Raw genomic sequence first — 12,633 nt, 5'->3', positions numbered from 1 at the left:
CTAATTCGATTTCACGCGCAGTCTTATCGGCAGAGGCATAGGCGTGTCCGCTCCCGATATGCGCTCCGTCGCCGTGCAGGGTTCTTCGCTTTCTCCATTCTTGCAAGGTGTAGTAGGCTACGCCTAACTGCTCGGCGGCTTCCTTTGGTCCAATCTCATCGCTCAATCTTACTGCTTCTTCTTTGAATGCCTTGTCGTACCTGTTCATTGTCTCTCGTCCCCTCGTTAGCTTTCAATTTATTTCATACGAGGGTGTATTTAGACTGCATTTTTATCGTAACACTCCAGATCTTAATCAATCAAAAATCGCATCAGTATCGCTGCAATTTCCGCACGGGTTGCAGTTCCGGACGGGTCAAGCATTCCACTGCCTTTGCCGGAGATGATCCCTTTTCCGATCGCCCACTTCATAGATTCAGTCGCCCAATCGGAAGTTTTATCCTTGTCTACAAAGTCGGACAGATCACCCGTCGCTGTAACATTCAGGTTTTTATGCTGTGCGTAGCGATACAGCAAGGCGATAAGCTGTTCGCGGGTCACTGCGTCATCGAGGCCAAATCGTTTGTTGCTATAGCCATTCACAATGCCGCTCTGCTCCGCCCAGTTGATGGCATCCGTATACCACGCACCAGAAGGTACATCAGTGAACGTGCTTTCTCCGATCACATGCGGCTTGCCAACCATGCGATAGAGCACGGTTACAATCATGGCGCGGTTGGCCGTGAGGTTGGGCATGAAGATCGTTTCGCTGGTTCCTGACATCAAGCCGTTGTGCTGGACATAGGTTACTGCGTCAAAGAACCAGTCGGACTTGTTAACATCTTCAAAGGAAGTGCCGCCACTAGGTGCACTGCCTTCAGGCGTGCTGCCTCCAGGCGTGTTGCCGCCGGGCGTGCTGCCGCCTGGAGTACCACCGCCGGGAGTACCACCGCTTGTATAAGCAGTGGCGGCAATGCTTACTCTGATTTGCCCTGTGGTTTGGCTCTGCGCCCCTTTTACCACAGTTACGGTAAATACATAGCTGCCGTCTGTACCGCTTCGATTTGCGGAGGTTCCGGCTATCGGCACAGTGTATCTAACCTTATTGATCGTGATCGCAACGTTGCTGTTCTTGACCGCGGCCTCTGCGGTGACTTTCAGTACCGCCGCAATGACCGATTCGCTGGTTGCCGCCGCTTGAGTCATACTGCTGTAGCTTGCGCCTTCTGCCGCTGCCTTGGCTGCCGCTACAATGGCGATGTCCGGGTTGGCCGATTCGTTCACTGTCATAGCAAGACCCTTGCTATCATTTGCGCTTCCCTTGGACAGTGCCACGTCGTATTTGTTGCTGCCGCTGTCGTAGACGACAGTCGCTATCACCCCTGCCGCATCGCCGATAAGCAAGCCATTTACATAGCTTTGTACGGCCGCAGTTTTGTCGGCCTGCGAGGCTCCGAAAGCGACATCGACGGTGCCGTCCACCAAAGCCGTCTTGGCCGCCGCTACGGCCTGCGCATTGGTAAGGCCGGTGAACGGCGTTGCGGTGATGACAATGATTTGTTGTGCAGTCGTTTGGCTCTGCAAGCCTTTAGCCGCCGTGACGGTGAAGGCGTAGCTGCCGTCTGTGCCGTTTACATTGTCGCCGTCGCCCGCGATCGGCGCCGTGTAGCTCACCTTGGAGGCCGTGATCGTAACCGCGCTGTTGTTGACCGCTGCTCTCGCCTGATCCTCCACATAGCTCTTCGCAGCAGCCTCATCGCCGTGCGCAGTCTGCGTAGTGGCCGGATAGCTTGCGCCTTCCGCCGCTGCCTTGGCCGCCGACACGACGGCGATGTCCGGGTCTACCCCTTCGTTCATCGTCATCGTCAGGCTTTTGCTGTCAGTTGCGCTTCCCATGGAAAGTGCAACCTCATACTTGCCGTTGTTGTAGACGATAATCGCCGTTACCCCTGCGGCATCGCCGACCAGCAAACTATTAACATAGCTTTGCACGGCTGCTGTTTTAGCGGTTTGCGAAGCTCCGAAAGCGACATCGGCCTCTCCGTCCACCAAAGCCGCCTTGGCTGCTGCCACTGCCTGCGCATTGGAAAGTCCTTCGAAAGGCGTCGCCAAGATGGGAACCGTGAGTGGACGAGTCGTCCGGGCCTGCCATAATCTGAGGAACGTTATGGTAAAGGTATAGCTGCCGTCCGTACCGTTCGGATTGTCCGCATCGCCCGTTATCGACGGAACGTAGCCCAGTTCCCTCACGAGGCCGACCCTGATTCGTTCCGGCACAACGCCGCCGTCCTGGATTGCGATAAACACCTGATTATATATAAATTGATTCACAGATTGGTTGTCATACATAAACTGTCTGATGCCCGAATAGTTGCCCTGTTCTATCGCGGTCTTGACCGAAGCCAAGTACGGATCAAGCTCCTCATTGATGGGGAGATTTACGACCGTGCCAGCCGATGCATAATTTCCTTTTTCTATATAAATATCAACCGGGAATTGCCCCTCTATATCGGCGTAGGATTTAGGTAAAATGTACAGATAGTCCAAATCGAGATCACCGAGTAAATCGTTAAAATAACTTTTCGCCATTTCATAGAGCTCAGTCCAGGTTGTGCCTAACGGCACATCCATCGTCGTAAGCTCGCCCGTCAACAGGCTCATGGCCCTGTCTATCACCTGTTGATTGGTAACGCCGGCATACGGCGTCGCCTTGATCCCGAGCGTCTGCCGAGCGGCGCTTTGCACCTGCGCCCCCTTGGTCAACGTGACGGTAAACGCGACCTGGCCGTCGGTTCCATCCGGGAAGTCCGCGTCGCCCGCCTTCGGTGCCGTATACGCGTCGACGTGGATGGACAGATCAATCGCGTCGTTATTGACCGCTTGCTTCACCCGCTCTTCTAGATAGCTCTTTGCAGCCGCTTCCGTTCCATGTTCCTCCTGGTTGGCTGCGGGATAGTCCGCATTCTCGACCGCTTCTCTCGCTGCCTGCAATATCGCAATATCCGGGTCGGGCGCTTCGGTGAACGTGACACGCAGGCTCGTACTGTCGGTGCGAGCGCCCTTGGAAAGCGCGACATCATAGTTGCCGCTAATGCTGTTGAAGGTGACGATCGCCGTCACGCCTGCGGCATCCCCGGTAAGCAAACGGTTTACATAGCTCTGTACAGCCGCGGTTTTGTCAGCCTGCGAGGGCTCAAACGCAACATCGATCGCTCCGTCCACCAAAGCCGCCTTGGCCGCCGTCACCGCCTGCGCATTCGTTACGCCGTTAAAGGCAGTAGCAGTGATGGCAATCGTTTGCTGCGCGGTCGTTTGGCTCTGCAAACCTTTAGACACCGTGACGGTGAAGGTATAGCTGCCGTCAGTGCCATTCACATGGTCGCCGTCGCCCGCGATCGGCGCCGTGTAGCTCACTTTGGCGGCCGTGATCGTAACTGCGCTATTGTTGACCGCTGCTCTCGCCTGATCCTCCACATAGCTCTTCGCAGCAGCCTCATCGCGGTGCGCAGTCTGCGTAGTGGCCGGATAGCTTGCGCCTTCCGCCGCTGCCTTGGCTGCCGACACGATGGCGATGTCCGGGTCTACCCCTTCGTTCATCGTCATCGTCAGGCTTTTGCTGTCGCTTGCGTTCCCCCTGACTAAGGCCACATCGTAACCGCCCGTGCCGCTGTTGTAGGCGACGGTCGCCGTGACCTTCGGATCACCGGTTATCAGGCGGTCTACATAGCTTTGCACCGCCGCTGTTTTGGCTGCTTGCGAGGCTCCGAATGCGACATCGACTGTGCCGTCAACCAAAGCCGCCTTGACCGCTGCCAAGGCCTGCTCATTCACCTCACGGAAGGTCGTGGCCAAGATGGGAACCGTGAGTGGACGAGTCGTCCGGGCTTGCCAGGTTCTGAGAAACGTGATCGTAAAGGTATAGCTGCCATCCGTACCGTTCGGGTTGTCGGCATCGCCCGTTATCGACGGAACGTAGCCCAGTTCCCTCACGAGGCCGACCCTAATTCGTTCCGGCACAACGCCGCCGTCCTGGATTGCGGTAAACACCTGATTATATATAAATTGATTCACAGATCCATTGTCATACATATACTGTCTGATGCCCGAATAGTTGCCCTGTTCTATCGCGGTCTTGACCGAAGCCAAGTACGGGTCAAGCTCCTCATTAATGGGGAGATTTACGACCGTGCCAGCCGATGCATAATTTCCCTTTTCTATATAAATATCAACCGGGAATTGTCCCTCTATATCGGCGTAGGATTTAGGTAAAATGTACAGATAGTCCAAATCGAGATCACCGAGTAAATCGTTAAAATAACTTTTCACCATTTCATAGAGCTCAGTCCAGGTTGTGCCTAACGGCACATCCATCGTCGTAAGCTCGCCCGTCAACAGGCTCATGGCCCTGTCTATCACCTGTTGATTGGTAACGCCGGCATACGGCGTCGCCTTGATCCCGATCGTCTGCCGAGCGGCGCTTTGCACCTGCGCTCCCTTGGTCAACGTGACGGTAAACGCGACCTGGCCGTCGGTTCCATCCGGGAAGTCCGCGTCGCCCGCCTTCGGCGCCGTGTACGCGTCGACGTGGATGGACAGATCAATCGCGTCGTTATTGAGCGCTTGCTTCACTAGTTCTTCTACATAGCTTTGTACTGCCGCTTCCGTGCCATATTCCTCTTGTTTGGCTGCGGGATACTCCGCATTCTCGACCGCTTCCCTCGCTGCCTGCAAAATCGCAATATCCGGGTCGGCCGATTCGTTAAACGTCATGGAAAGACTCTTGCTGTCATTTGCGCTTCCCTTGGACAACGTAACATCGTAGTTGCCGCTACCGCTGTTGAAGGTGACGATTGCCGTCACCCCTGCGGCATCGCCCACCAGCAGGCTATTTACATAACTCTGCACCGCCGCGGTTTTGTCAGCCTGCGAGGGCTCAAAAACGACATCGACCTCTCCGTCCACCAAAGCCGCCTTGGCCGCCGCCACCGCCTGCGCATTGGTTACACCGTTAAAGACCGTTGCGGTGATGGCAATGGTTTGCTGCGCGGTCGTTTGGCTCTGCAAGCCTTTAGACACCGTGACGGTGAAGGTATAGCTGCCGTCCGTGCCATTCACATGGTCGCCGTCGCCCGCGATCGGCGCCGTGTAGTTCACCTTAGAGGCCGTAATCGTAACCGCGCTATTGTTGACTGCTGCTCTCGCCCGATCCTCCACATAGCTCTTCGCAGCAGCCTCATCGCCGTGCGCAGCCTGCGTGGTGGCCGGATAGCTTGCGCCTTCCGCCGCTGCCTTGGCCGCCGACACGATGGCGATGTCCGGGTCTACTCCTTCGTTCATCGTCATCGTCAGGCTTTTGCTGTCGCTTGCGTTCCCCCTGACCAAGGCCACATCATATTCATTCGTGCCGCTGTTGTAGGAGACGGTCGCCGCGACCTGCGGATCACCGGCTAGCAGGCGGTCTACATAGCTTTGCACCGCCGCTGTTTTGTCGGCCTGCGAGGCCCCGAATGCGACATCGACCGCTCCGTCAACCAAAGCCGCCTTAACCACTGCCAAGGCCTGCTCATTCACCTCACGGAAGGTCGTCGCCAGAATGGGAACCGTGAGTGGACGAGTCGTCCGAGCTTGCCAGGTTCTAAGGAACGTGATCGTAAAGGTATAGATGCCATCCGTACCGTTCGGGTTGTCCGCATCGCCCGTTATCGACGGAACGTAGCCCAGTTCCCTCGTGAGGCCGACCCTAATTCGATCCGGCACAACGCCGCCGTCCCGGATTGCGTTAAACACCTGATTATATATATATTGATTCACAGATCGGTTGTCATACATAGACTGACTGATGCCCGAATAGTTGCCTTGTTCTATCGCGGTCTTGACCGAAGCCAAGTACGGGTCAAGTGCTCCTCATTAATCGGGAGATTTACGACCGTTTCATCCCATGTATAATTTCCCTTTTCTATATAGACTTCAACCGTGAGTTGCCCCTCTATATCGGCGGGTTTAAGTGAAATGGACAGATAGTCCAAATCGATATCACGAAGTAAATCGTTAAAGTAACTTTTCACCATCACATTGAGCTCAGTCAAGGTTGTGCCTAACGGCACATCCATCGTCGGATGCTCACCCGCCAACCGGCTCATGGCCCTATTTAGTATCTCTCGATTGGATACGCCGGAGTACGGCGTCGCCTTGATCCCGAGCGTCTGCCGAGCGGCGCTTTGCACCTGCGCCCCCTTGGTCAACGTGACGGTAAACGCGACCTGGCCGTCGGTTCCATCCGGGAAGTCCGCGTCGCCCGCCTTCGGTGCCGTATACGCGTCGACGTGGATGGACAGATCAATTGCGTCGTTATTGACCGCTTGCTTCACCCGCTCTTCTACATAGCTCTTTGCAGCCGCTTCCGTGCCATGTTCCTCTTGGTTGGCTGCAGGATAGTCCGCATTCTCGACCGCTTCCTTGGCCGCCTGCACATCGGCAAGATCCGGGTCGGGCATTTCATTGATAATCACTTGCTCCTCCGCCAGTGCGGGCTTAGACAACATAGGGAAAACCAGCGATGCCGCAAGCAGTAGGATGAAAATACGTTTTCGTATTTCTTGCATTTTTTATTTAACCTCCATGATGGTTGAATAGCGAATATGTACATAACCGCAATGTCGAAAAACAACTTGATAACCTTGCAGCTTGCATCGGGACCTTCTCTCCGTGTTGCTGCCTTCCGATTAAAATAATGACGTTTTAATCGATAAAATAAAGCAAATCTATGAATTCCTCTATACCTACAAAGGTGTATCTTTTATACCTTAACGAGGCCTTTATCCTGCAATGGCAAGAAATTTGGGGCATTTATCCGAATTAACCTAATAACAATTAAAACAGGCTGTCCAATTATCCCTGTTCGTAGATGAAATTAATAAAAAAGAAGATTTCAGCCAGCGCAGCCTAGCTTGAAATCTTCATGTGTTTTGTCAGGTAAATGTGGCTCAATAAACATTTCCTAATATGCGGAATTATGAAAACGAAACGCCCCCCTCTATCGTTGAGGGGGGCGTTTCGCACGAGAAAATCCGCTACGCTCTATTATCGGACCATCCTAATGACAGACGTTCCTTTCACGCTCGGCGTAGAATTGGAAGTCACCGTTATCGTAACCGTCCGAGCGAGCATGTCATTATAAACCTTGAAATCATAATAATGATACCTATTGTCGAAGGAGGAATCCGTTAGCGTATCGTTGGCGCCGATACTGTCATGGCTCCAAGTCACTGCTTCGTCCGATTTGAACATTTCGTCGCCGACTTGGTCCCTCACTACGGCTTTCAGCGTGATATGCGACCCCGGTCCCGTGTACGGAGGAAGAACATAAGTACTGCTTCCAGAGATAATGTTGACTTCGATGCTGGTTACGACCCTGACCACCAGGTTATCCAGCGCTTCGTTAAGGGCAACGCCTTTGGTCGCCTTCTCGCCCAACATCGATTGCGGCAGAGCCAACGCCGTTTGCAATGCGCTCCAACTGGGGGCTGTGTATCTGATTCCATTCAGCGTGCTCGCTTCATCGAGCGCTTCTTGCAGCGCGACGACGATATCCAGCGCGCCTTGGGCATTGTCGATCAACAGCTGCGATACGGCCAGTCTGCTTGCCAGCGCCGTTTTCGCCGTGCTGCCCGGCAGCGCCGTCACCAAGCCCGTTGCCGTATCTTGGAGCGATTGCGCCGCATCGATGTCATTTTGCGGGTCCGTTCCGTCTCCGATCAGTCCCGCCGATCCCGCTTCGGCCGCGACAATCGATGCCGTCGCCACGATGACGGCGTTCAGGTCGGCTTGCGCGTCGTCGATCGCGGCTTTTACGGCCGCCAATCTCGCGACCAAGGCCGTCTTCGCCGTACTGCTCTGCAGCGCCGTCACCAAGCCCGATGCCGTATCCTGATCGGATTGCGCCGCATCGATGGCGGTCTGCACGTCGGTTCCGTCTCCCGCAAGACCGCCCGCCGTCGTCTCGGCGATCACGACCGATGCCGTTGCCGCCGCTACGAGATCCACGGCAGCCTGGGCGTCGTCGATCGTCGCTTGCGAGGCCGTCAAGCGAACGGCCAAGGCCGTCTTCGCCGTGCTGTCCGGTAAAACCGTCGTCAAGCCCGATGCCGTATTCTGCAGCGCTTGCGCCGCATCGACGGCGCCTTGCGTATCGCTGCCGTCTCCCAGCAGGCCGTTCGCTGCCGCCTCGGCCGCGACGACCGAAGCCGTCGCCGCGATGACTGCATCCAGATTGGTCTGCGCATCGTCGATCGTCGCTTGCACGGCGGCGAGTCTGGCGGCCAACGCCGTCTTCGCCGTGCTGCTCGGCAACGCCGTCACCAAGGCCGATGCCGTATCCTTCTTCGTCTGAATGGTATCGATAGTGCCTTGCGTATCCGTTCCATTGCCGATCAGAGCCGCTACCGCCCCTTCGGCGGTCACGACGGATGCCGTCGCCGCGATGACCGCGTCCAGATCGGTCTGCGCGTCGTCGATCGTCGCTTGCACGGCGGCCAGTCTCGCGGCCAATGCCGTCTTCGCCGTACTGTTCGGCAGAGCAGCCACTGCGGTCGATGCCATATCCTTATCGTTTTGCGCCGCATCGATGGCCCCCTGCGTATCCGTTCCGTCTCCCGCAAGTCCGCCCGCCGTCGTCTCCGCGGTTACGACCGCCGTCGTCGCACCAACCACGAGATCCACGGCGTCTTGCGCTTCGTCGATCGTCGCTTGTGAGGCCGTCAAGCGAGCGGCCAATGCCGTCTTCGCCGTGCTGTCCGGCAGTGCCGTCACCAAGCCAGATGCCGTACTCTGCTTCGCTTGCGCCGCATCGACGGCGCCTTGCGCATCGCTGCCGTCGCCCAGCAAGCCATTCGCTGCCGCCTCGGCCGCGACGACCGAAGCCGTCGCCGCGATGACCGCGTCCAGATCGGTCTGCGCATCGTCGATCGTTGCTTGCACGGCGGCCAGTCTCGCGGCCAATGCCGTCTTCGCCGCGCTGTCCGGCAACGCCGTCGCCAATGCGGATGCCGTATCCTTCTTCGTCTGGACCGTATCGATAGCGCTCTGCGCGTCGGTTCCGTCGCCCTGCAAATCCGCCGCCGCCCCTTCGGACGTTACGACGGAGGCCGTCGCCGCGTTCACTGCATCCAGATTCGACTGCGCGTCGTCGATCGCCGCTTGTACGGCTGTCAGTCTGGCGGCCAAGGCCGCCTGCGACGGGCCGAAGCTTGGCAATCCCGCCACCAAATCCGACGCCGTATCCTTCTTCGTCTGCGCCGTATCGATCGCGCTTTGGGCGTCGGTTCCGTCGCCAGCCAGTCCGTTCGCCGTTGTCTCCGCGGTTACGACCGTTGCCGTCGCCGCGGTGACGGCATCCAAGACCTCTTGCGCATCGTCGATGGCGGTTTGTACCACAGCCAGTCTAGCGGCTAACGCCGTCTTCGCGGAGCTACTTGGCAATGCCGCCACCAAACCCGATGCCGTATCCTGCTTCGTTTGCGCCGCGTCGATATCGTCTTGCTCGTCGGTGCCGTCTCCGGCTAACCCCCCCGTAGCCGTCTCTGCCGCCGCTACCGACGTCGTTGCCGCGATAAGGGCGTCCACGACATCCTGGGCCTCGTCGATGGCCGATTGCACCGCTGCCAGTCTGGCTACTAGCGCCGTCTTTGCCGCACTGTCCGGCAGATCCGTCACCAAGTCCGATGCCTCGTCCTTCTTCGTCTGCACCGCGGCGATTGCGCCTTGCGTATCGGTTCCGTCGCCCGTCAGTCCGTCTGCCGCCGTCTCCGCGACGACAACCGATGCCGTTGTCGCAGCTACCGCATCCACGACGTCCTGCGCATCGTCGATCGTCGCTTGCACGGCAGCGAGCCTAGCTTCCAACGCCGTCTTCGCCGCGCTGGCAGACAGAGCCGTCACCAAGCCCGATGCCGTATCCCGTTTCGCTTGCGCCGTATCGATCGCGCTTTGCCCGTCGGTTCCGTCTCCCGCGAGTCCGTCTGCCGCCGTCTCGGCAGCCGCTACCGAATCTGTTGCCGCGAGGACGGCATCCAGATCGGACTGCGCGTCGGCGATCGCAGCTTCTACGGCAGCCAATCTGGCGGCCAGCGCCGTCTTCGCCGTGCTGCTCGGCAACGCCGCTACCAAGCCCGATGCCTCGTCGTAATCCGTTACGGCCGTATCGATATCGTCTTGCTCGTCAGTGCCATCCCCTACGAGTCGGCTGGCTGTCGTCTCGGCGGCCGTTACCGATGCCGTCGCCGCGAGAACGGCATCCAGATCGGCTTGCGCATCGTCGATCGTCGCCTGCACGACGGCCAATCTCGCTTCCAGCGCCGTCTTCGCCGCGCTGTCCGGCAAGGCCGTCACCGCATCGACTGCCTCATCGTTATCGGCTTGCACCGCATCGATAGCGTTCTGCGCGTCGGTTCCGTCGCCCGCCAGTCCGTTTGCCGTCGTCTCGGCGACCGATACCGACGCCGCTGCCGCAACGACGGTATCCACGATCTCTTGGACATCGTCTATAACCGGTTGTACCGCTGCCAACCTGACTTCCAACGCCGTCTTCGCCGTGCTTCCAGGCAGAGCCGCCACCAAGCCCGATGCCGCATCCTGCTTCGCCTGAGCCGCATCGATGTCGCTTTGCGCATCGCTTCCGTCTCCCAGCAAACCGTTAACCGCCGTCTCCGCCGCAGCGACCTCTGCCGTCGCCGCGAGGACGGCGTTCAGATCGGACTGCGCATCGTTGATGATCGCCTGTACGGCGATCAGTCTCGCCGCCAATCCCGTCTTTGCCGTGCTGCTAGGCAACGCCGTCACCAAGCCCGACGCCGTATCCGCATCCGCTTGAGCCGCATCGATGGCCTCTTGCTCGTCGGTGCCGTCTCCCGCAAGCCCGGCCGCGGTCGTCTCTGCCGCCCCGACCGAAGCCGTCGCCGCCAGGACGGCATCCAGCTTGGATTGCGAACCGTCGAGCTTAGCTTGTACCACGCCCAATCTGGCGGTCAAAGCCGCCTTAGCCGAGCCGCTCGGCAAAGCCGTCACCAGGTTCGATGCCGCATCATAATCGGTTTGCGCAGCATCGATAGCGCTCTGCGCATCGGTTCCGTCTCCGGCCAGTCCGCCTGCCGCCGTCTCTGCCGTCGCGACGGCAGCCGTCGCCGCGACTTCCTCTGCGGATGGCGGAGGCGTGGTCGGCCCCGATGGTCCGGATGGCCCCGACGGTCCGCCCGCGGACCCGACCTTTTGCCCGCCTACGGTCGCCGCGACCCCGCTTTTGATCTCCAAGGTCGTCGGCTTGTTTTCCAAAGATGATCCGTCCGCATGAATAGCCGCTTTCTCGATTTTACCTGGCCCCACGACTTTCGTGAGCTCATCCAGTACCAAATCAACGATGCTCGCGTCCTTGCCAAGCTCCAGATTCGTGTCGCTCGCCGACGGCGCAACATTCAAGTGTTGGACCGAGCCTTCCGGGATAGAAATCCGAATGCTCTGCGATAAAATATCGACCGTCTCGTAGATGCCTAACAGAACGACGGCGCTGTCCGCAGGCAGCAGCTTAGAGAGCGTAACGGTGTTAATGCCGCTGCTCTTGGCGCCCTTGTATTCCAGCATCGCGGCGGATCGCAGCTCAATCTCCCGGATCGTCGTCGCCTCGTCCTCTATGACGATGCGAATGCTGCCGTTCTTCTTATCTACGATCACTTTTGCCAACACCGCGCTCTCGAAATGGACGCTGTTCGCGCCCCCTCCTTCTACGGTCGTTGTGCCGGCTACGGTTACGCCTTGAAGGAAAACATCCCCCTCGCCAATCCCGGCACCCAGCAGCAAATCTCCCTTGATCGCGAGATTTCGCAACGTCACTCCCGCGACCTTGATGACCACGTTCCCGTCGATCGCTTGTTTCCCTTGCGCCGGACCGTAAGTCCCCGGCTTATCGTACACGGTAGCGACAGCTGAATTTCCCTTTAGCTTGAGGGCTTTGTCCAGAATGACGATCACTTCCGCGCGGGTCGCGGGTTTCAGCGGTTGAAACGTCCGGTCGGGAAACCCGCCCATCACCTTCGCGTCGATGACCGCGCCGATCGCGCCTTTGCTCCATTTCGGGCTAATCTCCGTATCCTTGAAGCTAAGATAAGACTCCGAAGCCGCCAGCTTTAACAGCTTCGAGGTAATGACCGCTAGCTCTTGCCGGGTGACTGCCGCTTTCGGCTTGAAGGTTCCGTCTTGATACCCCGACAGATAACCTGTAGCCGTCGCCGCGACGACGTCTTGATAGAACCAATCGCTCGTTCGGACATCCGTGAACTTCGACGCCGAACCGCCGTTAATGTCGAAGGCGCGATTAATCAGCGCGACGACCTCTGCCCGGGTAATCGTCTGATTCGGCTTAAAGCTGCCGTCAGCATACCCGTTGACCAGCCCTCTCTCCATCCACGAAGAGATGGTCTCCTTCGCCCAGCTATCCGCGATATCCGAAGGAACCTTCGCAAGGGCAAATCCCGATGAACCGAACAGACATGCGACCGCCAATAAAACAACGATGAACCGCTTTACGGATTTTTTCAACGTGGCACTTCCTTCTTTTCAGCATTTCAAACGGATAAGTATCTTTTATGGGATTAATCCTCTCATTTG

4 protein-coding genes are annotated in these 12,633 nt (G+C 57.8%); all 4 read right to left on the bottom strand.

Features of this window, described 5'->3' with window-relative positions:
• On the bottom strand, positions 1–208 hold a 208-nt coding region (locus ACFO1S_RS17310; RefSeq protein ID WP_378127221.1), incomplete at its 3' end, for a transposase.
• Between the two features lie 83 nt (positions 209–291).
• Entirely contained in the window at positions 292–5,865 is a 5,574-nt protein-coding gene (locus ACFO1S_RS17305) for an S-layer homology domain-containing protein (RefSeq protein ID WP_204603842.1), read from the bottom strand.
• The gene (locus ACFO1S_RS17300; RefSeq protein ID WP_204603841.1) at positions 5,841–6,581 is read right to left on the bottom strand and encodes a hypothetical protein; all 741 of its coding nucleotides are present in this window, start codon (positions 6,579–6,581) and stop codon (positions 5,841–5,843) included. The genes ACFO1S_RS17305 and ACFO1S_RS17300 overlap by 25 nt, the downstream gene beginning before the upstream one ends.
• A gap of 478 nt (positions 6,582–7,059) precedes the next feature.
• Positions 7,060–12,564, bottom strand: coding sequence for an S-layer homology domain-containing protein (locus ACFO1S_RS17295; RefSeq protein ID WP_204603840.1), 5,505 nt, complete (start codon positions 12,562–12,564; stop codon positions 7,060–7,062).
• Between the last annotated feature and the right edge of the window lie 69 nt (positions 12,565–12,633).

The sequence above is a fragment of the Cohnella boryungensis genome (assembly GCF_042651945.1).
GTDB classification, from domain to species: Bacteria; Bacillota; Bacilli; order Paenibacillales; family Paenibacillaceae; genus Cohnella; species Cohnella boryungensis.
The sequence above is the reverse complement of the archived record's forward strand: the minus strand, read 5'-3'. Positions and strand labels throughout refer to the sequence as shown.